Below are 21,188 nucleotides of genomic sequence, written 5' to 3' on the forward strand. Positions count from 1 at the left end.
GTTCAGGGGGGTTGGCTTATTTAGCCGGAACCGCCGCTTCTGCCTGAGCAGACTGAATCGCAGTCAGTGCCACGGTATAGACGATATCGTCTACCAGCGCGCCACGTGACAGGTCGTTAACCGGTTTACGCATACCTTGCAGCATCGGCCCGATAGAGACCAGATCCGCAGAACGTTGTACCGCTTTGTAGGTGGTGTTACCGGTGTTCAGGTCTGGGAAGATGAACACGGTCGCTTTACCCGCCACTGGCGAGTTTGGCGCTTTGGATTGTGCAACGTCAGCCATAATCGCGGCGTCATATTGCAGCGGACCATCGATGATCAGGTCAGGACGTTTTTCCTGGGCCAGACGGGTCGCTTCACGCACTTTCTCAACGTCGCTGCCTGCGCCGGAGTTACCGGTGGAGTAGGAGATCATCGCAACGCGAGGTTCGATACCGAATGCCGCGGCGGAATCCGCAGACTGGATGGCGATTTCAGACAGCTGTTCAGCGGTTGGATCCGGGTTGATCGCGCAGTCGCCGTAAACCAGAACCTGGTCAGGCAACAGCATGAAGAACACCGAAGAAACCAGTGAGCTGCCCGGCGCGGTTTTGATCAACTGCAACGGTGGACGGATGGTGTTGGCGGTGGTGTGAACAGCACCGGAAACCAGACCGTCAACGTTGCCTTGTTCCAGCATCAGGGTGCCCAGCACCACGTTGTCTTCCAGCTGTTCGCGCGCAACCACTTCGGTCATGCCTTTGCTTTTACGCAATTCAACCAGACGTGCCACGTATTCTTCGCGTACAGCCACCGGATCAACGATTTCGATGCCTTTACCCAGTATCACGCCCTGTGCCGCAGCAACACGTTTGATCTCGTCAGGATTACCCAACAGCACGCATTCCGCGATACCACGTTCAGCACAGAGGGCTGCCGCTTTCACGGTACGTGGCTCGTCGCCTTCCGGCAGAACGATACGCTTACCGGCTTTACGGGCCAGTTCAGTCAGCTGATAGCGGAATGCCGGTGGAGACAGGCGGCGTGAACGCTCTGAATGGGCGCTCAGGGAGTTGATCCAGTCGGCGTTGATGTGAGAAGCGACATATTGCTGCAGTTTCTCTACGCGCTGATGGTCGTCTGCCGGGACTTCCAGGTTGAAGCTTTGCAGGCTCAGGGAAGTCTGCCAGGTGTTGGTGTCAACCATGAAGACAGGCAGGCCAGTCTGGAATGCACGTTCGCACAGGCTGTTGATGCGCTCGTCAATTTCGTAGCCACCGGTCAGCAGGATAGCACCGATTTCCACGCCGTTCATCGCTGCAAGGCATGCTGACACCAGCACGTCAGGACGGTCTGCAGAAGTGACCAGCAGGGAACCCGGACGGAAGTGTTCCAGCATATGGGGAATGCTGCGTGCACAGAAAGTCACGGATTTCACGCGGCGGGTTTTGACATCGCCTTCGTTGATAATACGGGCGTTCAGGTGCTTGGCCATGTCGATTGCACGGGTGGCAATCAGCTCGAAGCTCCATGGAATGCAACCCAGAACCGGCAACGGGCTGTTGGCGAACAAGGTGGTCGGGTCGATATTCGCGACGCTGGCTTTGGTGGAATCATCAAAGATTTCAGACAGGTCAGGACGGGTACGCCCCTGATCGTCAACCGGTGCGTTCAGTTTGTTGATGATTACGCCGGTGATGTTTTTGTTTTTGCTGCCACCGAAGCTGGAACGGGCCAGTTCGATACGTTCTTTCAGCTGTGCCGGAGAATCATTGCCCAGTGCCAGCACGAAGACGATTTCCGCGTTCAGGGTTTTGGCAATTTCGTAGTTCAGGGCATTAGCAAACTGATGCTTGCGGGTTGGCACTAAACCTTCAACCAGAACCACTTCGGCGTCTTTGGTGTTTTCGTGATAACGCGCGATGATTTCTTCCATCAGCACGTCTTGCTGGTTAGAACTCAGCAACGTTTCCACGTGGCTCATTTTCAGCGGTTCGGCTGCGGTCACGCTGGAATTAGCACGGATAATCGTGGTGGTTTGATCAGGTGCATCTCCGCCAGTACGCGGCTGGGCGATAGGCTTGAAGATGCTCAGGCTGACGCCTTTTTGTTCCATGGCACGGATCACACCCAGGCTGACGCTGGTCAGACCGACGCTGGTGCCTGTTGGGATCAACATAATTGTACGGGACACGGCTAAACCTCTTTAACGGTTGCCAGGCAGGGACGGTCACAGGTTTGTGCAGAGGAGATAACGATCGGCATAAGCGCGATGATTACCTGCGCGGTGCGTCCAAACGGGCGATGTTTGCCTATAAGTGAAAAATTGCCCGCATGAAGCGGGCAGTCTTGAATCGTATTATGCGGTCAGACGCGCGGCGTCTTGTGCAATCACCAGCTCTTCGTTGGTCGGAATGACCAGAGCGGTGCGGGTGCCTTCTTTGTTGATGGCACCAGATTTGCCGAAACGGGCAGCCAGGTTGCGTTCGTGGTCAACTTCAAAGCCCAGCAGGCCCAGTTTAGCCAGAGACAGTTCGCGAACCATTGCGGCGTTTTCACCAATACCGCCGGTGAATACGACGGCGTCCAGACGGCCTTCCATCAGTGAAGTATACGCACCGATGTATTTCGCCAGACGGTGGCAGAAGACGTCCATGGCACGTTTCGCATCGGCTTTGGTGGTGTAGTTATCTTCAACATAACGGCAGTCGCTGGTAACTTCAGTCAGACCCAGCAGGCCGGATTCTTTGGTCAGCATTTTGTTGATTTGATCAACGCTCATGCCCAGAGAATCGTGCAGGTGGAAGATGATTGCCGGGTCGATGTCACCGCTGCGGGTGCCCATGACCAGACCTTCCAGCGGGGTCAGACCCATAGAGGTGTCAACACATTTGCCGTTACGGATGGCGCTGACAGAACCGCCGTTGCCCAGGTGGCAAGTGATCAGATTCACTTCTTCCACAGGTTTGTTCAGCATTTTTGCCGCTTCCTGCGTCACATAGAAGTGACTGGTGCCGTGCGCGCCATAGCGACGGACATGGTGATCTTTGTACAGGCTGTACGGCAGGGCGTAGAGATAAGATTCTTCTGGCATTGTCTGATGGAAAGCGGTGTCGAAAACGGCAACGTTTTTATCAGCCAGTTTAGGGAAAGATTTCAGCGCTTCATCAATACCGATCAGGTGAGCCGGGTTATGCAGCGGTGCAAACGGGATAGATTCTTTGATACCTTCGATAACCGCATCGTTAATCAGCATGGATTTGGTCAGCTTTTCGCCGCCATGAACGATACGGTGGCCGATCGCCACCAGCTCTGCGGACAGCTCAGGTTTTTTGCTCAGAATGTTATTAACGATGAATTTCAACGCTTCACTGTGTGCGGCGCCCGCACCTAAAGCGGCTTCTTCTTTGCCACCGTCCATTTTCCATTTAATGCGTGCTTCTGGCAGATGGAAACATTCGGCTAAACCTGAAATGTGCTCTTCACCATTTGCAGCATCAATGATGGCAAATTTAAGGGAAGAACTACCACAGTTAAGAACCAGTACAAGCTTACTCGACATGGAAGTACCTATTTATTGTTGGTGCTGTTTAAAAAAAACAATACACGTGGTTAATAAACCGTCAGTCTGACATCAAGCGTAGCGCATAATGGCGGTGACAATTATGATTAACATCATGCCAGAGAGCCAAAAAAGGCATGACGATGAAAAAGCTGAAGAATCGCCGGGCTCTGGTTTTTATAAGCCCACGGATACCGCAAAAAAGTCTGTGTCGTGCACAAACCCTGACGGTCACGCGCCTTCAGAATGTTACTAATCAGTAAAAACACTAACAAAAAATACAATAACTAATTACAAATCCACTCAGACCGAGGCACTATGCTTAATGTACGGGTGAAACATTGCAATTCACCGCATTTACCCCAACTTTATATTGATATCGTTGCCTGAGAGGGTTGCGAGGCTGCGATAGAATACCGACAGGTGCCAGCAAAAACAAAATATATTTTATCGTGGTAAACTCCAGTTTGTGTTTTACAACTATTTTTTAAATTTTATACGCGAAGTTGAGGTGCAAAGATGACGAGTAAGCCAACAGGCTCCGTAGGCTGGTTCCAGATATTCCAGCGCGGACAGCATTACATGAAGACATGGCCGTCAGATAAGCGCCTGGCTCCGATGTTCCCGGAGAACCGGATTTCCACCGCGACACGCTTTGCCGTGCGCATCATGCCCCCGGTTGCCGTCTTTACGCTGACCTGGCAAATCGCGCTGGGTGGCCAGCTCGGGCTGGCGGTCGCGACCGCGATCTTTGCCTGCAGCCTGCCGATGCAGGGTTTATGGTGGCTGGGCCGCCGTTCCCTGACGCCGCTGCCGCCGGGATTACTCGGCTGGTTCCACGATGTGCGCAATAAACTGGCCGAGGCAGGTCAGGCGTTGGCACCGATTGACGGCACGCCGACCTATCAGTCATTAGCCGATGTCCTCAGGCGTGCGTTCAAACAACTGGATAAAACCTTTTTAGACGATCTGTAAGCCTGATTTCCCCGCTTGCCGCGTCCTTCATCATCTATAGTCTTTCATAAGTCGCATTTCGCCGGAGGAAAGTCTCCTCCGGTGATTATTTCAGATGAGATCCCGACCCAAATCAAAGAATGGTGTGCTTGCGATTTCGCGGAACTTTGCGCTATGCCATGCTTTGCTCATTATGCAGACATGAGGATTTTCACGATGGAAATGACTAACGCTCAACGCCTGATTTTGTCCAATCAATACAAAATGATGACCATGCTCGATCCTGAAAACGCGGAACGTTATCGCCGGTTACAAACCGTGATCGAACGAGGTTTTGGTTTGCAAATGCGCGAGCTGGACCGGGATTTCGGCGAGCTGCCGGAAGAAACCTGTCGCACCGTCATTAACATTATGGAAATGCACCATGCCATGCAGGTGTCATGGACCAACCTGAAAGACACCCAGGATCTCGATCGCCGCCGTATTGATTTCCTTGGCTTTGATGCCGCCACGGAATCCCGTTATTTAAGCTATGTCCGCTTTATGGTGAACACCGAAGGACGTTACACTGACTTTGATGCGGGAACGCATGGCTTTAACTCACAGACCAAAATGTGGGATAAATACCAGCGGATGCTGGCGGTGTGGCAATCGTGCCCGCGTCAGTACCATCTGAGCGCGGTAGAGATCGCGCAAATTATCAATGCCTGATGTAAACACTTAAAGGAGTCGCCTGTGCTTTGTAAGGGTTTTTTGTTCGACCTTGATGGAACGTTAGTGGATTCATTACCCGCAGTTGAGCGCGCATGGATTAACTGGGCGCTAAGCCGGGGTGTCAGCCCGCAGGAAGTGCTGGCGTTTATTCACGGCAAGCAGGCGATCACCTCTTTACGCCATTTTATGGCGGGCGAAAGCGAAGAAACGATCCAACAGGAGTTTCTCAAGCTGGAGCAAATTGAAGCCACTGATACCGAAGGCGTGACCGCGCTACCCGGTGCCCATCTGCTGCTCAGTGAACTCAACCGGCAGAACATTCCCTGGGCGATTGTGACCTCCGGTTCGATGCCGGTGGCCAGCGCCCGGCACAAAGCTGCACTGTTGCCGGAGCCTGAAGTGTTTATCACCGCAGAACAGGTTAAACACGGCAAACCGCAACCTGATGCTTATTTGCTGGGTGCCGAACGTTTAGGTCTGGCACCGGAAGAGTGCGTGGTGGTTGAAGATGCCGCTGCCGGCGTAATGGCCGGACTGGCCGCAGGCTGTAAAGTCATCGCGGTTAACGCACCGGACGATACACCCGGCATTGAAAACGTTGATTTTGACCTGACGACGCTGGAAGTTCTGTTGATCAGTCATACCGATGAAGGTGTGAAAGTCAGCCTGCGCTAAGTACAGAAAAAATACAGTTTCCTTGTATTAATTGATATAAACCTCGCTTATGCGGGGTTTTTTTATGCCATTCTGATTGAATTATTTAGGGTATCCGGTGAGTTAACGTCCCTTCTCAACGCAAACGGAGTGTGTTTTGACCGGTGAATTACTTTGGGTGGTGATGCTGCTGGTGGTGGCAATGGTGTTGTTCGCACGTAATACGCTGCGGATGGATATTGTCGCATTGCTGGTGATCATTGCTTTCGTGCTCAGTGGCACGCTGACCATCAATGAAGCGCTGGCCGGATTCAGCGATCCTAACGTCATTCTGATCGCGGCATTGTTTGTCGTCGGCCATGGTCTGGTGAGAACCGGCGTGGCGTATCAGGTAGGCGACTGGCTGATGAAAGTGGCGGGCAACAGCGAAACGCGAATGCTGGTTTTACTGATGCTGACGGTTGCCGGTCTCGGTGCTTTTATGAGTTCCACCGGCGTGGTCGCGATCTTTATTCCGGTGGTGATCAGCGTTTCTGCACGGATGAAAACGTCTCCCGCACGTCTGATGATGCCACTGAGTTTCGCCGGGCTTATCAGCGGCATGATGACACTGGTCGCGACGCCGCCCAATATGGTGGTGAACAGCGAACTGTTGCGTGAAGGGTTCGACGGTTTTGGCTTCTTCGGCGTGACGCCGGTGGGGCTGGTGGTGCTGATCATGGGCATCGGCTACATGTTACTTGCCCGCCGCTGGCTCTCTTCCGAGGATACGTCAACGGGTCAGCAACGCTGGAAGCGCCGGACTTTCCGGGATCTGATCCGCGATTATCACCTGACCGGCAGGGCGCGTCGCGTCACTATCCGTCCTGGCTCGCCGCTGGTCGGTCGCACACTGGATGATGTACATCTGCGTTCCCGTTATGGCGCGAATGTCGTCGGCATTGAGCGCTGGCGTAAATTTCGTCGTGTAATGGTCAGCGCCACCGGGAATACCGAACTGTTTGCCCGCGATGTGCTGCTGCTCGATATGTCTGACCCTGAGGTCTCCATCAGACAGTTTTGTACCGATGAAATGCTTGAACCTATGGTGCTGCGCGGCGAGTATTTCTCCGAACAGTCGCGGGATGTCGGCATGGCCGAAGTATCGTTAATTCCCGATTCCGAATTACTGGGCAAAACGCTGCGTGATGTTGCTTTCCGTTCGACCTACGGCCTGAATGTGGTGGGGATCCGCCGTCAGGGGGAAGCGCTGGACGGCAAACTGGTGGACGAAGAGTTGCAGCTTGGCGACATGCTGCTGGTGATCGGCGACTGGAAACTGATCCGCCAGCTTCAGCAACAAATGCATGATTTCATCGTGCTTAACCTTCCTGCCGAAGTAGACGAAGTGGCACCGGCATTAAGTCAGGCGCCCCATGCGCTGTTTTGTCTGGCGCTGATGGTTGCGCTGATGCTCACCGATGACGTGCCCAATGCCATTGCCGCCATTATCGCTTGTATGCTGATGGGCAAATTCCGCTGTATCACGATGGAAGGCGCTTACAAAGCCATTCACTGGCCGAGTTTATTGCTGATTGTCGGCATGATGCCTTTTGCGCTGGCGTTGCAAAAAACCGGCGGTGTGGCGCTGATTGTGAAGGGATTAATGGAGGTCAGTGGCGGTTATGGTCCGTACATGATGCTGCTGAGTTTATTTATTCTCTGCGCAGGCATCGGGCTGTTTATTTCCAATACCGCCACCGCCGTGCTGATGGCACCGATCGCCATCGCGGCAGCACACCAGATGGGCGTTTCACCTTACCCGTTCACCATGATTATCGCGATTGCTGCGTCTGCTGCATTTATGACGCCGGTGTCTTCACCGGTCAACACGCTGGTCATGGTGCCGGGCAATTACAAATTTGGCGACTTTCTGCGCATCGGTGTCCCATTTACGCTGCTGGTGATGGTGGTCAGCGTATTTCTGGTGCCGGTCCTGTTCCCGTTCTGATTGGCAAATCAGAGCGGGGAATCAAGACTGATTTCATCCAGAGACAGGCTGAAGCTGGGAATGAACACTTCCATAAAATAATCCATTTCCGGGCTTTTTCTGTCTGCCAGCGTTTTCTCAAGACGGGCTTTTGCCAGCGTAAATTCATTGTTGCCAGCCGATAACTCCTCGAGACACTTCAGGTAAGCGCAGAGCGCATCGGCCTGTTTGACCGTCAGTTTTTCATCTTCGCTGTAATAGTGCTCATCGATCAGCGGGCGGAAATCTTCCTGCAATTCTTTCGGCAGCATTTCAATCAGCTTCTGCTGAGCAATTTTTTCGATCTTCTTATATTCATGCGCAATTTGCGGATTGTAATACTTGATCGGCGTCGGCATATCGCCGGTCAGCACTTCGCTGGCATCGTGATACATGGCGAGCAGGGCAACACGTTCAGCACTCAGGTTACCGTTAAATTTGCGGTTTTTGATCACGGCTAAAGCATGCGCGACAAAAGCGACCTGCAGGCTGTGTTCCGAGACATTCTCGGTGCGGACATTGCGCATCAGCGGCCAGCGGCTGATCAGCTTGAGACGGGAAAGGTGGGCGAAAAAATGACTCTGATTCATAGCACTCTCAATAACAACGGTGAATGAGCGTCCATTGTGAGCAGTGCGGGGCAGTGATGTAAATAGGTGAAAGAGAAAAGGGCGCAGCCGTTTATGCTGCGCCCTGAAGATTACTGGCGGTAGGTTTCCAGGAAGCGGCCCAGTTTGTTGACGGCCATTTCCAGCTCATCAACGCGTGGCAGCGTCACGATACGCACATGATCCGGATACGGCCAGTTAAAGGCTGAACCCTGAACCAGCAGTACTTTCTGCTGTAACAGCAGGTCGAGTACCATTTTCTGATCGTCATGGATGTTGAAGCGTTTCGCGTCGATACGCGGGAACATATACAGCGCACCTTTCGGTTTCACACAGGACACGCCCGGGATCTCGTTAATCAGTTCCCATGCGCGGTCACGCTGTTCCACCAGACGTCCGCCCGGCTGAATAAACTCGCTGATGCTCTGATAGCCGCCCAGCGCAGTCTGAATCGCGTGCTGCATCGGCACGTTGGCGCACAGGCGCATGGACGCCAGCATCTCCAGACCTTCGATATAGCCTTTCGCGTGTTTCTTCGGCCCGTTCAGCACCATCCAGCCCTGACGGAAACCCGCCACGCGGTAGGTTTTGGACAGACCGTTAAAGGTCACGGTCAGCAAATCCGGTGCCAGCGAGGCGATGGAAATATGCTGGGCTTCGTCGTAGAGGATTTTGTCGTAAATTTCGTCGGCAAAAATGATCAGATTGTGTTCGCGGGCGATGTCCACGATCTGCATCAGCAGTTCTTTGCTGTAGACCGCGCCGGTCGGGTTGTTCGGGTTGATGATCACAATGCCGCGGGTGCGCGGCGTGATTTTGTCACGAATATCGGCGATGTCCGGGAACCAGTCTGCCCCTTCATCACACAGATAATGCACCGCATTGCCACCCGACAGAGAGACTGCCGCAGTCCACAACGGATAGTCAGGCGCCGGGACTAACATTTCGTCGCCGGTGTTGAGCAGCGCCTGCATAGACTGAACGATCAGTTCGGAGACACCGTTGCCGATATAAATATCTTCTACCGTGATGTCGCGCATCTCGCGCGCCTGATAGTGCTGCATGATCGCTTTACGTGCAGAAAACAGGCCTTTCGAATCACAGTATCCCTGGGCAGTAGGAAGGTTGCGGATGACATCGACCAGAATTTCATCAGGCGCATCAAAACCGAACGGGGCGGGGTTGCCGATGTTCAGTTTGAGGACTTTGTTTCCTTCTTCTTCCAGACGTTTTGCTTCTTTGAGCACCGGGCCGCGAATGTCGTAACAGACGTTGTCCAGTTTGTGGGATTTTTCAATCGGGGACATGTAAATGGGAGCCTTTTGCAGTAAAGCCTGTTCTTCCCTGGTGCCGAGTGACCGTAGAACAGTGCGAAGGGCTCAATTTACTCCCCCACAGAGGGCATGAAAAGTGCCTTGCACCGTTTTGGTGAAAAACAGCAGTAAAGGAAGATGTGGTGGGGTTTTACCTCAGTCACGTTATTCACTGGTGGTGTTTAATTCCGGTTAATGCCGTTTTCGTGTTTTTTTATTTTGTGATTGCGCGCTTTGCAATCAAAAAATTCACTGTTTTTGCTGTCCTGCCGGGATCCCCAGCTGACGCTTTGTCAGGCGCTTTTACCCGGAACATCATGAAAACTTACCAAAGCTCGACAAATTCTGAAAAAAAAATCGGCTAAGATGTTTTTCCGATAAAAATGGGTAACAAGAATTAGTTTTATTTATCTAATGAGTGAGTATGAGTGCTGGATAAATGATCATACAGCAGGCGTTATCCGAAACGTATTCGTTTAAGATTAAGTAAATGCTTTTCCAGCCTATATTTCACGTAACTGTTATAAACAAAATTTGAAGAAACGAGAAAAATCTTAATGTCCCTTTAACTAAAAGATCTCCGTGGAATTGGTTATTCTTGTGACTCAATGAATTTACTGGATTATATTTTTACTTGCCCGCATTATTAATTAATTTAGCTTATGTTTTTATAGGCGTGCGTCAGGGAATGCAGGGGCATGCTGGCGCTCTGAGCGGGAAGGGGCCGCGGGTGGAACGGTTTGATGAGGGAGACTATATTAAATAAGGTGTACTAATCATTTAGTCTTCATGTGGAATTATTGTGCGCGTTTTTAATGCCCGGACGCTCACAATGACGAAAACTTTTGTGCACAAATATTTCTCAATTTCGGTTATCAAATGAGTGAGTATCCGCCATATCTGGTATTCTGCTTTTTGCGGGTACTTTGACGCACCATCAGGGTAGCTTGTTATTAGATTCTATAAAGTGAAGAAAAACTATGACAATTGCAAATCGTCCAATCCTCAATCTCGATCTTGACCTGTTGAGGACATTTGTAGCTGTTGCTGATTTAAATACGTTCGCTGCGGCTGCGGCTGCGGTGTGCCGTACTCAGTCGGCGGTCAGTCAACAAATGCAACGTCTAGAACAACTCGTTGGAAAAGAACTGTTTGCCAGACATGGACGCAATAAATTATTAACTGAACATGGTATTCAGTTATTGGGGTATGCACGCAAGATCCTTCGTTTTAATGATGAAGCCTGCACCTCTTTGATGTACAGCAATGTCCAGGGTGGGATCACGATTGGTGCGTCAGACGATACGGCTGACACCATCTTGCCTTTCCTGCTCAGCCGTGTGACCTCGGTCTATCCCAAGTTGTCTATCGATGTCCGCGTAAAACGCAGTCCTTTCATGTTGTCGATGCTGGAAAGTGAGGAAGTGGATCTGGCCATCACCACGATGACTAACACCGATCATCCGCACATCGTTCTGCGCACTTCGCCAACATTGTGGTATTGCTCGGCTGATTTTGCGTATCCCTCCGGCGACAGTGTGCCGCTCGTCGTACTTGATGAGCCAAGCCCATATCGTTTAATGGCGATAGAGCATCTGAATCAGGCGGGGATCCCGTGGCGTATTGCCTACGTCGCCTCGACGTTATCGGCGATCCGTGCGGCAGTCCGTGCCGGGCTGGGGGTGACTGCGCGGCCTATCGAAATGATGAGTCCGGAGTTGCGTGTGCTGGGCGAACAGGACGGTTTACCGCGCCTGCCGGATACACAATATGTGCTGTACAAAAATGCCCGTAGCGAAAACGAACTGGCCATGGCGATTTTCAATGCTGTGGAGCAGGGGAATGATCCGTATTCTCTCAGTGCTTACGGTCCGCGTCCTGCCGTGGATGACGATCAAGAGTTCCTGACGGATACACAAAGTTAAGGCAATCCCCCGGCTTTACCTTCCGCCTGCGTATCACGGGGCGGGGGTAAAGGTTCCTACCTCTTTAGGGGTGAATAAGTGCTGTTTTTAAAGGTTCTGTTTACTATTCTTCCTAAAACCATTTTTTTCTGATGTTAACGCTTCTCGTTCCTCGCCATCACTGTCATCTGCGTCAATTATCACTTCACTAAATCACGTAAATATCAGCCTTTTTTCAGGTTAAAAAAAACCATCAATTTTTTCCGCAATTCGCTTGTCGTTTTTTGAAAATCAATAAAACTTGTTAAATGTGTGTCTTTTTTTCTATCAAAATTGACAGAACTCTGACGTGGATCAAAAAAATACCCCCATTAAGAGAGTGGAAGCGCTGTCTATTCCTGCGACAATAGGAAAGCTCGAAAGATGCCATAACTCCCATCACAGGCTCATGCTTTATCACAGTATTTAACTGACACGATTTAGCTTAAGTACCGTCGCATGATATGTTAATTAAATGCTAAGCATGTAAACTAATGTGGAGATACTTTTGTCAAAGTTGACAAAAGGTTATAGAAAAGGGTAAAAAGCCCACAACAAATCACTGGCTTAATCCCTTGTTGAGCCGTGAACTGTGTGGTTTTTAATCCTTCCCTTGAATCGATGTGGTGCGCAAGCTGCCGACCTTACAGAGCAGATGCCAAAGTGCCACTTTTGATGAGTAAGCAATGAGTATGTCAACAGCCACTGAAGTCATCGCTCAACACTGGGCGTTCGCCGTTTTTCTTATCGTCGCAATGGGCCTTTGCTGCCTGATGTTACTGGGCGCCGCGTTCCTCGGCGGGAGAGCCAGAGCGCGCTACAAAAACACGCCTTTTGAATCCGGCATCGCCTCCGTCGGCACCGCCCGGCTGCGTCTTTCCGCTAAGTTCTATCTGGTCGCCATGTTCTTCGTCATTTTTGACGTTGAAGCCTTGTATCTCTATGCATGGTCAACGTCTATTCGCGAAAGCGGCTGGACCGGATTTGTAGAAGCCACCATTTTCATTTTGGTACTGCTGGCTGGTTTGTTCTATCTGGTGCGTATTGGCGCGCTCGACTGGACACCAACACGTTCGAAAGGACCTGTTAAACCAAGCCCGGCAATTAATACCAACAGTCACCCTCAGTAAGCAGTCATAGCGAGGCAATAAGATGGACTATACGCTCACCCGCATAGACCCGGACGGTGAGAACGACCGTTACCCCCTGCAATCCCAGGAGGTCGTCGGCGATCCCCTTCAGGAACAGGTTAAGCGCAGCGTCTTTATGGGAAATCTCCAGGAGTCACTGCATGGCATGGTGAACTGGGGTCGTAAAAACTCCCTTTGGCCGTACAACTTCGGTCTTTCCTGCTGTTATGTCGAAATGGTGACGTCATTCACTGCGGTGCATGACGTTGCGCGTTTTGGCGCAGAAGTTCTGCGTGCTTCCCCACGTCAGGCTGACTTCATGGTGGTGGCGGGAACCTGCTTCACCAAAATGGCGCCGGTTATTCAGCGTTTATACGATCAGATGCTGGAACCTAAATGGGTGATTTCGATGGGTGCCTGTGCGAATTCCGGCGGCATGTACGATATTTATTCTGTGGTGCAGGGCGTGGATAAATTCCTGCCTGTCGATGTGTACATCCCGGGATGTCCGCCGCGTCCGGAAGCCTATATGCAGGCTCTGCTGCTGCTGCAGGAGTCCATTGGTAAAGAACGTCGCCCATTGTCATGGGTTGTTGGCGATCAGGGTGTTTACCGCGCGAATATGCAGTCTGAAAAAGAGCGTAAACGTGCTGAGCGTATTGCCGTGACAAATCTGCGTTCGCCGGACGAGATTTAACACTGCGGTCTGAGAGTCAACCCTGAGGGGTGAGTGTTCCCCCTTACGGCATAAATGACCATTTAGTGTGGTGAAAAAAATATGACAGATTTGACGACGCAAGATTCCGCCCTGCCAGCATGGCATACCCGTGATCATCTCGATGATCCGGTTATCGGCGAATTGCGTAACCGTTTTGGGCCAGAGGCCTTTACTGTCCAGGCAACCCGCACCGGAATTCCCGTGGTGTGGTTCAAGCGTGAACAGTTACTGGAAGCGATTACCTTTTTACGAAAACAGCCAAAACCTTACGTCATGCTTTTCGATTTGCATGGCTTTGATGAGCGTTTACGTACACACCGCGACGGTTTACCGGCTGCGGATTTTTCCGTTTTCTACCACCTGATCTCCGTCGAGCGTAACCGCGACATCATGATCAAAGTGGCGTTGTCAGAAAACGATCTTCATGTTCCGACGATCACCAAAGTGTTCCCGAACGCTAACTGGTACGAACGCGAAACATGGGAAATGTTCGGTATTACCTTCGACGGCCACCCGCACCTGACGCGCATCATGATGCCGCAGACCTGGGAAGGGCATCCGCTGCGTAAAGACTATCCGGCGCGCGCCACCGAGTTCGATCCTTATGAGCTGACTAAGCAAAAAGAAGAACTCGAGATGGAATCGCTGACCTTCAAGCCGGAAGACTGGGGCATGAAGCGCGGTACCGATAACGAGGACTTTATGTTCCTCAACCTCGGTCCTAACCACCCGTCAGCGCATGGTGCATTCCGTATTATCCTGCAGCTGGATGGCGAAGAGATTGTCGACTGCGTGCCTGACGTCGGTTACCACCACCGTGGTGCGGAGAAAATGGGCGAGCGCCAGTCATGGCACAGCTACATTCCGTATACCGACCGTATCGAATATCTCGGCGGTTGTGTTAACGAAATGCCTTACGTGCTGGCTGTTGAAAAACTCGCCGGTATCGTGACGCCGGATCGCGTTAACACCATCCGTGTGATGCTGTCTGAACTGTTCCGTATCAACAGCCATCTGCTGTACATCTCTACGTTTATTCAGGACGTGGGTGCGATGACGCCGGTATTCTTCGCCTTTACCGATCGTCAGAAAATTTACGATCTGGTGGAAGCGATCACCGGTTTCCGTATGCACCCGGCCTGGTTCCGTATCGGTGGCGTAGCGCATGACCTGCCGAAAGGCTGGGACCGCCTGCTGCGTGAATTCCTTGACTGGATGCCAGCCCGTCTGGATTCCTACGTCAAAGCGGCGCTGAAAAACACCATTCTGATTGGCCGTTCCAAAGGCGTGGCCGCGTATAATGCCGACGACGCACTGGCCTGGGGCACCACCGGTGCTGGCCTGCGCGCAACGGGTATCCCGTTCGATGTGCGTAAATGGCGTCCGTATTCAGGTTATGAAAACTTTGACTTTGAAGTGCCGACCGGTGATGGCGTCAGTGACTGCTATTCCCGCGTGATGCTGAAAGTGGAAGAACTTCGTCAGAGCCTGCGCATTCTGGAACAGTGCTACAAAAACATGCCGGAAGGCCCGTTCAAGGCGGATCACCCGCTGACCACGCCGCCACCGAAAGAGCGCACGCTGCAACACATCGAGACCCTGATCACGCACTTCCTGCAAGTGTCGTGGGGGCCGGTCATGCCTGCACAAGAATCTTTCCAGATGGTTGAAGCAACCAAAGGGATCAACAGCTACTACCTGACCAGTGACGGCAGCACCATGAGCTACCGCACCCGTGTCCGTACGCCGAGCTTCCCGCATTTGCAGCAGATCCCGTCCGTAATCCGTGGCAGCCTGGTATCCGACCTGATCGTGTATCTGGGCAGTATCGATTTTGTAATGTCAGATGTGGACCGCTAACGATGACAGATATCAATAAAGACTCAGAAGTTCAGTACATCAACGTCAGCGAGCCTGTTGCGCCGCCGGTGTTCGTGCTGAGCGACGCTGAACGTGAAGCGATTGAGCACGAAAAACATCACTACGAGGATGCCCGTGCGGCCTCTATCGAAGCGTTGAAAATCGTGCAAAAAGCGCGTGGCTGGGTGCCGGACGGCGCTATCTACGCGATCTCCGATGTTCTGGGCATTCCTGCCAGCGACGTTGAAGGTGTGGCGACATTCTACAGCCAGATCTTCCGTCAGCCGGTGGGCCGCCATGTGATCCGTTACTGTGACAGCGTGGTGTGTCACATCACCGGTTATCAGGGGATCCAGGCCGCGCTGGAACAACAGTTGCACATCAAGCCGGGCCAGACGACCGAAGACGGACGTTTTACCCTGCTGCCGACCTGCTGCCTCGGTAACTGTGACAAAGGCCCGTCAATGATGATTGACGAGGACACGCACAGCCACCTGACGCCAGAAGCGATCGGCCAGCTACTGGAGCGCTACGCATGACATACACCCCTCGACACATCGAACGTACACCGGAAATGCATCCGCTGACCTGGCGTATGCGTGACGACAAACAACCTGTCTGGTTCGACGAATACCGCAGCAAAAACGGTTACGTCGGTGCAGAGAAAGCCCTGAAAAGCATGGCTCAGGAAGAAATCGTCAATCTGGTGAAAGACGCGGGCCTGAAAGGGCGCGGCGGCGCAGGTTTCTCCACCGGTCTGAAGTGGAGCCTGATGCCGAAAGACGAAAGCATGAATATCCGCTATCTGCTGTGTAATGCCGATGAGATGGAACCGGGTACCTATAAAGACCGCATGCTGATGGAACAGATGCCGCACCTGCTGGTGGAAGGCATGCTGATCTCCGCGTTTGCGCTGAAATCTTACCGTGGCTACATCTTCCTGCGTGGTGAGTACATCGAAGCTGCGGTGAACCTGCGTCGTGCGATTGCGGAAGCCACGGAAGCGGGTCTGCTGGGTAAAAATATTCTCGGCACCGGGTTTGATTTTGAACTGATTGTTCACACAGGCGCAGGGCGTTACATCTGTGGTGAAGAAACCGCCCTGATCAACTCGCTGGAAGGCCGCCGTGCTAACCCGCGTTCCAAGCCACCGTTCCCGGCCTCCGCCGGTGCCTGGGGTAAACCGACCTGTGTTAACAACGTCGAAACCCTGTGTAACGTGCCCGCAATCCTTGAGCACGGTGTGGACTGGTACAAAGGCATGTCTGCGGGCAAAAGTGAAGATGCCGGCACCAAACTGATGGGCTTCTCCGGTCGGGTAAAAAATCCGGGCGTCTGGGAGCTGCCGTTTGGGACTACCGCACGTGAAATTCTTGAAGACTATGCCGGTGGCATGCGCGATGGCCTGAAATTCAAAGCCTGGCAGCCGGGCGGGGCAGGGACTGACTTCCTGACCGCCGATCATCTGGACCTGCCGATGGACTTTGCCAGCATTGGTAAAGCCGGTAGCCGTCTGGGGACCGCACTGGCGATGGCCGTCGACCATGAAATCGGCATGGTGCCGCTGGTGCGTAACCTGGAAGAGTTCTTCTCCCGCGAATCTTGTGGCTGGTGTACACCGTGCCGCGATGGCCTGCCGTGGAGTGTGAAAATTCTTCGTGCGCTGGAACGTGGTGAAGGCCAGCCGGGTGATATCGAAACGCTCGAACAGCTTTGCCGCCAGCTTGGCCCGGGCAAAACCTTCTGCGCACACGCGCCGGGTGCCGTGGAGCCATTGCAGAGTGCGATTAAATATTTCCGGGAAGAGTTTGAGGCGGGTATCGCCAAGCAGCATTACAACAACGCGCGTGCGATTGCAGGCATTCAGCCAAACAATCTGCTGAAAGAGCGTTGGTAGTGAAGGCAACAGGCAGCGGACGTGAGCCCGCTGTGCGCGAATTCCCGGAACAAGGGACGCGCTGTCGAATGATATACGCCAACCCGGCAAGAATTTTTGATTAACGCCCGCCGTCAGGTGGGCCACGTGGAAGCATGCTGACTATGGCTACGATTCATGTAGACGGCAAAGAATACGACGTAGACGGAGCGGACAACCTGTTACAGGCTTGCCTCTCTCTCGGCCTCGATATTCCTTATTTTTGCTGGCATCCGGCGCTGGGAAGCGTCGGCGCTTGCCGCCAATGTGCGGTTAAGCAATACCAAAACGCGGAAGACACGCGCGGTCGTCTGGTGATGTCTTGTATGACACCTGCGTCTGATGGCACCTTCATTTCCATCGACGACGGCGAAGCGAAAGAATTCCGTGAAAGCGTCGTGGAATGGCTGATGACCAACCATCCGCACGACTGTCCGGTGTGTGAGGAAGGCGGTAACTGTCACCTGCAGGATATGACAGTGATGACCGGCCACAGTATGCGCCGTTACCGCTTCACCAAACGTACCCATAACAACCAGGATCTCGGCCCGTTCATCTCTCATGAAATGAACCGCTGTATCGCCTGTTACCGCTGTGTCCGTTACTACAAGGATTACGCGGACGGCACCGATCTGGGCGTTTATGGCGCACACGACAACGTCTATTTCGGTCGTCCGGAAGATGGTCCGCTGGAAAGCGAGTTCTCCGGCAACCTGGTAGAAGTGTGTCCGACCGGCGTATTCACCGATAAAACGCACTCCGAACGCTACAACCGTAAATGGGACATGCAGTTTGCGCCAAGCATCTGTCAGCAATGTTCTGTGGGCTGTAACACCAGCCCGGGTGAGCGTTACGGCGAACTGCGTCGTATCGAAAACCGTTATAACGGTACCGTAAACCACTACTTCCTGTGCGACCGAGGCCGTTTCGGCTATGGCTACGTGAACCTGAAAGATCGTCCGAAGAAACCCCTGCAATTGCGTGGTAACGACTGGATCGAACTTAACGCTGAACAGGCGATGCAGGGCGCGGCAGACATTATCCGTCAGGCGAAGAAAACCATCGGTATCGGTTCTCCGCGTGCCAGCCTGGAAAGCAACTTTGCCCTGCGCGAACTGGTGGGAGCCGAAAACTTCTACACCGGGATTAACGCGGCAGAGCAGGGACGTCTGCAACTGATGCTGAACATTCTGCGTAACAGCGGTGTACGTACACCGGCGCTGCGCGAAATTGAAGATTACGATGCGGTTCTGGTGCTGGGTGAAGATTTAACCCAGACCGGTGCACGTATCGCGCTGTCTGTGCGTCAGGCCGTAAAAGGCAAAGCGCGCGCGATGGCGGCGGCTCAGCGTGTTGCTGACTGGCAAATCGCCGCTGTACAGAACATCGGCCAGCATGCCAAACATCCGCTGTTTATCACTAACGTGGATAACACCAAACTCGACGATATCGCGGCATACAATTACCGCGCACCGGTCGATGAGCAGGCGCGTTTCGGCTTTGCTATCGCCCATGCGCTGGATAATTCTGCACCAGCGGTCAGCGACCTTGCTGATGGCCTGAACAAGAAAATCGACGTGATCGTGCAGGCACTGACCGGTGCGCGCAAGCCGCTGATCATCACCGGTACGAGCGCCGGTTCTGATGCCATCATCGAAGCCGCCGCGAATATCGCGAAAGCGCTGAAAGTGGCTGGCAGCGATGTCGGCATTACGTTCGTGGCTTCTGCGGCAAACAGCATCGGTCTTTCGATGATTGGTGGCGGCTCGCTGGACGAAGCACTGGAATTGCTGACCCGTGGCGAAGCCGACAGCGCGATCGTGATGGAAAATGACCTTTATCGTCAGGCGCCTGAAGCGAAAGTTGATGCGGCATTAGCGAATGTGCAGAACCTGCTGGTCGTTGACCATCAGCGTACGCGCATTATGGATAAAGCCAGCCTGATCCTGCCTGCGGCAAGCTTCGCAGAAAGCGACGGTACGCTGGTCAATCAGGAAGGCCGCGCCCAGCGCTTCTTCCAGGTTTACGATCCGGCATACTACGACACTACTGTGACCATGCTGGAAAGCTGGCGCTGGATGCACTCGCTGCATTCCACCATCAACAGCCGCCATGTTGACTGGACGCAGCTGGATCACGTCATTGAAGCCTGCGTTGAAGCACTGCCACAGCTGAAAGGAATGGTAGAAGCTGCGCCAAACGCCAGCTTCCGTATCCGTGGTCAGAAACTGGCGCGTTCTCCGGCACGTTCCAGTGGTCGTACCGCCATGCGCGCGAACATCAGCGTTCATGAACCGCGTCAGCCGCAAGATAAAGACACCATGTTTGCCTTCTCAATGGAAGGGAACAACAGCCCGACAGCCAACCGCAATCAGGTGCCATTCGCCTGGGCGCCGGGCTGGAACTCACCACAAGCCTGGAACAAATTCCAGAGTGAAGTCGGCGGCAGTCTGCGCCATGGTGATCCGGGTGTGCGTTTGATTGAAGCAGGTGCGGGGACACTCGATTACTTCACCACTATTCCGGCTGCCTTTACTGCGCAGAGCGATAACTGGCGTGTTGCGCCTTATTATCACCTGTTCGGCAGCGAAGAAATGACACAGCGCTCTAAGGTGATCCAGCAACGTATGCCACAGGCGTATGTGATGGTTAACCCGGCAGATGCTGCGCAATTAGGGGTGAATGCAGGTTCTCAGGTGGAATTCACCTGTGCCGGTCAGACCCTCAGATTGCCGGTTCGTCTGAGTGAAACATTGAGTCAGGGCCAGGTTGGCCTGCCGCTGGGCTTGCCGGGTATTCCGCCGGTGCTGGTTGGCGCAACGGTTGAAAATCTGCGGGAGGCAGCACAATGAGCTGGTTTACACCTGTCGTGATTGATTCGTTGATCGCCATTCTGAAAGCCGTGGTGATCCTGCTGGTCGTCGTGACCTGCGGGGCCTTCATGAGCTTCGGCGAGCGCCGCTTGCTGGGCCTGTTCCAGAACCGTTACGGACCAAACCGTGTCGGCTGGGGCGGTTCCCTGCAGCTGGTTGCTGACATGATCAAGATGTTCTTCAAGGAAGACTGGGTCCCTAAATTCACTGACAAAGCCATCTTTACGCTGGCTCCGATGATTGCGTTTACGTCCCTGCTGATCTCCTTTGCGATCGTTCCGGTCAGCCCGACCTGGTTCGCCGCAGACCTGAACATTGGTATTTTGTTCTTCCTGATGATGGCCGGTCTGACCGTCTATGCGGTGTTGTTTGCTGGCTGGTCCAGTAACAACAAATACTCGCTCCTGGGTGCGATGCGTGCATCCGCCCAGACGCTGAGCTACGAAGTGTTCCTCGGTTTATCGCTGATGGGCGTCGTGGCGCAGGCGGGTTCTTTCAACCTGCAAGACATCGTCAATTCACAGGCGCATGTGTGGAACATCATTCCGCAGTTCTTTGGCTTCGTGACCTTTGCGATTGCCGGCGTTGCTGTTTGCCACCGTCACCCGTTTGACCAGCCGGAAGCCGAGCAGGAACTGGCCGATGGTTACCACATTGAATATTCCGGTATGAAATTCGGTCTGTTCTTCGTGGGGGAATACATCGGTATCGTGACGGTCTCTGCGCTGATCGTCACCTTGTTCTTCGGTGGCTGGCAGGGTCCGTTCCTGCCGCCGTTTATCTGGTTTGCGCTGAAAACTGCTTTCTTCATGGTGATGTTCATTTTGATCCGTGCTGCTTTGCCGCGTCCCCGCTACGACCAGGTGATGTCATTTGGCTGGAAAGTTTGCCTGCCACTGACCTTGCTTAATCTGCTGGCGACCGCTGCGGTCATCTTGTACAACGCGCAATAAG

The 21,188-nt window shown here is 53.1% G+C and carries 17 protein-coding genes; 13 read left to right on the top strand and 4 right to left on the bottom strand.

All coding sequences use genetic code 11. The features are described from left to right. Positions 1-16 precede the first annotated feature (16 nt). Together pta and ackA are read right to left on the bottom strand one after the other, a co-directional pair. Entirely contained in the window at positions 17-2,161 is a 2,145-nt protein-coding gene (gene pta / locus EDF78_RS08755) for a phosphate acetyltransferase (protein ID WP_195817542.1), read from the bottom strand. Positions 2,162-2,341: 180 nt separating this feature from the next. Next, complete coding sequence (ackA, locus tag EDF78_RS08760) at positions 2,342-3,544, bottom strand: acetate kinase (RefSeq protein ID WP_112289913.1); 1,203 nt, start codon at positions 3,542-3,544, stop codon at positions 2,342-2,344. Between the two features lie 519 nt (positions 3,545-4,063). Between ackA and yfbV the strand changes: the two genes are divergently transcribed. From yfbV to EDF78_RS08785, 4 genes are all read left to right on the top strand, one after another. Further along, positions 4,064-4,519 (top strand): terminus macrodomain insulation protein YfbV, encoded by a 456-nt coding sequence (gene yfbV, locus EDF78_RS08770; protein ID WP_133822932.1) that lies wholly within the window; start codon positions 4,064-4,066, stop codon positions 4,517-4,519. A 195-nt stretch (positions 4,520-4,714) separates the two neighbouring features. After that, the gene (locus EDF78_RS08775; protein WP_133822933.1) at positions 4,715-5,209 is read left to right on the top strand and encodes a YfbU family protein; all 495 of its coding nucleotides are present in this window, start codon (positions 4,715-4,717) and stop codon (positions 5,207-5,209) included. A gap of 24 nt (positions 5,210-5,233) precedes the next feature. Continuing rightward, positions 5,234-5,887, top strand: a complete 654-nt coding sequence (locus EDF78_RS08780) for a sugar phosphatase (RefSeq protein ID WP_095922844.1) — start codon at positions 5,234-5,236, stop codon at positions 5,885-5,887. Positions 5,888-6,023: 136 nt separating this feature from the next. Continuing rightward, positions 6,024-7,856, top strand: a complete 1,833-nt coding sequence (locus EDF78_RS08785) for an SLC13 family permease (RefSeq protein ID WP_095922843.1) — start codon at positions 6,024-6,026, stop codon at positions 7,854-7,856. A gap of 8 nt (positions 7,857-7,864) precedes the next feature. Here the strand turns inward: EDF78_RS08785 and yfbR are convergent, their stop codons facing one another. Together yfbR and EDF78_RS08795 are read right to left on the bottom strand one after the other, a co-directional pair. Further along, entirely contained in the window at positions 7,865-8,464 is a 600-nt protein-coding gene (gene yfbR / locus EDF78_RS08790; protein ID WP_095922842.1) for a 5'-deoxynucleotidase, read from the bottom strand. Between the two features lie 110 nt (positions 8,465-8,574). Continuing rightward, on the bottom strand, positions 8,575-9,789 hold the full coding sequence (locus EDF78_RS08795; RefSeq protein WP_095922841.1) for a pyridoxal phosphate-dependent aminotransferase: 1,215 nt from the start codon (positions 9,787-9,789) through the stop codon (positions 8,575-8,577). A 149-nt stretch (positions 9,790-9,938) separates the two neighbouring features. Here EDF78_RS08795 and EDF78_RS08800 point away from each other — a divergent pair, with 149 nt between their 5' ends. The 9 genes from EDF78_RS08800 (at position 9,939) to nuoH (ending at position 21,187) form a co-directional block, all read left to right on the top strand. Further along, complete coding sequence (locus EDF78_RS08800; RefSeq protein ID WP_133822934.1) at positions 9,939-10,160, top strand: hypothetical protein; 222 nt, start codon at positions 9,939-9,941, stop codon at positions 10,158-10,160. A 615-nt stretch (positions 10,161-10,775) separates the two neighbouring features. Then, a complete protein-coding gene (gene lrhA / locus EDF78_RS08805) occupies positions 10,776-11,720 on the top strand; it encodes a transcriptional regulator LrhA (RefSeq protein ID WP_095922839.1) in 945 nt (314 codons plus the stop codon). 704 nt (positions 11,721-12,424) lie between these two features. Next, entirely contained in the window at positions 12,425-12,868 is a 444-nt protein-coding gene (locus EDF78_RS08810) for an NADH-quinone oxidoreductase subunit A (RefSeq protein ID WP_015696460.1), read from the top strand. Between the two features lie 22 nt (positions 12,869-12,890). Further along, complete coding sequence (locus tag EDF78_RS08815) at positions 12,891-13,565, top strand: NADH-quinone oxidoreductase subunit B (RefSeq protein WP_013574590.1); 675 nt, start codon at positions 12,891-12,893, stop codon at positions 13,563-13,565. Positions 13,566-13,646: 81 nt separating this feature from the next. Continuing rightward, positions 13,647-15,446 (top strand): NADH-quinone oxidoreductase subunit C/D, encoded by a 1,800-nt coding sequence (gene nuoC / locus EDF78_RS08820; RefSeq protein ID WP_095922838.1) that lies wholly within the window; start codon positions 13,647-13,649, stop codon positions 15,444-15,446. A gap of 2 nt (positions 15,447-15,448) precedes the next feature. Further along, positions 15,449-15,985, top strand: coding sequence for an NADH-quinone oxidoreductase subunit NuoE (gene nuoE / locus EDF78_RS08825; RefSeq protein WP_229921071.1), 537 nt, complete (start codon positions 15,449-15,451; stop codon positions 15,983-15,985). Further along, complete coding sequence (nuoF, locus tag EDF78_RS08830; RefSeq protein WP_119822573.1) at positions 15,982-17,343, top strand: NADH-quinone oxidoreductase subunit NuoF; 1,362 nt, start codon at positions 15,982-15,984, stop codon at positions 17,341-17,343. The genes nuoE and nuoF overlap by 4 nt, the downstream gene beginning before the upstream one ends. A 143-nt stretch (positions 17,344-17,486) precedes the next feature. Continuing rightward, positions 17,487-20,213, top strand: a complete 2,727-nt coding sequence (gene nuoG, locus EDF78_RS08835) for an NADH-quinone oxidoreductase subunit NuoG (RefSeq protein ID WP_095925180.1) — start codon at positions 17,487-17,489, stop codon at positions 20,211-20,213. Then, complete coding sequence (nuoH, locus tag EDF78_RS08840; RefSeq protein ID WP_013574595.1) at positions 20,210-21,187, top strand: NADH-quinone oxidoreductase subunit NuoH; 978 nt, start codon at positions 20,210-20,212, stop codon at positions 21,185-21,187. Before nuoG ends, nuoH begins: the two co-directional genes overlap by 4 nt. The last annotated feature ends 1 nt before the right edge of the window (position 21,188 follow it).

Source organism: Rahnella sp. BIGb0236, assembly GCF_004364755.1.
GTDB classification, from domain to species: domain Bacteria; phylum Pseudomonadota; class Gammaproteobacteria; order Enterobacterales; family Enterobacteriaceae; genus Rahnella; species Rahnella victoriana.

Coding starts and splice junctions, on each gene's coding strand:
- nuoH (WP_013574595.1), top strand. CDS start 20,210: ATGAGCTGGTTTACACCTGTCGTGATTGATTCGTTGATCGCCATTCTG.
- lrhA (WP_095922839.1), top strand. CDS start 10,776: ATGACAATTGCAAATCGTCCAATCCTCAATCTCGATCTTGACCTGTTG.
- EDF78_RS08810 (WP_015696460.1), top strand. CDS start 12,425: ATGAGTATGTCAACAGCCACTGAAGTCATCGCTCAACACTGGGCGTTC.
- nuoF (WP_119822573.1), top strand. CDS start 15,982: ATGACATACACCCCTCGACACATCGAACGTACACCGGAAATGCATCCG.
- yfbR (WP_095922842.1), bottom strand. CDS start 8,464: ATGAATCAGAGTCATTTTTTCGCCCACCTTTCCCGTCTCAAGCTGATC.
- nuoG (WP_095925180.1), top strand. CDS start 17,487: ATGGCTACGATTCATGTAGACGGCAAAGAATACGACGTAGACGGAGCG.
- EDF78_RS08775 (WP_133822933.1), top strand. CDS start 4,715: ATGGAAATGACTAACGCTCAACGCCTGATTTTGTCCAATCAATACAAA.
- pta (WP_195817542.1), bottom strand. CDS start 2,161: ATGTTGATCCCAACAGGCACCAGCGTCGGTCTGACCAGCGTCAGCCTG.
- nuoC (WP_095922838.1), top strand. CDS start 13,647: ATGACAGATTTGACGACGCAAGATTCCGCCCTGCCAGCATGGCATACC.
- EDF78_RS08815 (WP_013574590.1), top strand. CDS start 12,891: ATGGACTATACGCTCACCCGCATAGACCCGGACGGTGAGAACGACCGT.
- yfbV (WP_133822932.1), top strand. CDS start 4,064: ATGACGAGTAAGCCAACAGGCTCCGTAGGCTGGTTCCAGATATTCCAG.
- nuoE (WP_229921071.1), top strand. CDS start 15,449: ATGACAGATATCAATAAAGACTCAGAAGTTCAGTACATCAACGTCAGC.
- EDF78_RS08795 (WP_095922841.1), bottom strand. CDS start 9,789: ATGTCCCCGATTGAAAAATCCCACAAACTGGACAACGTCTGTTACGAC.
- ackA (WP_112289913.1), bottom strand. CDS start 3,544: ATGTCGAGTAAGCTTGTACTGGTTCTTAACTGTGGTAGTTCTTCCCTT.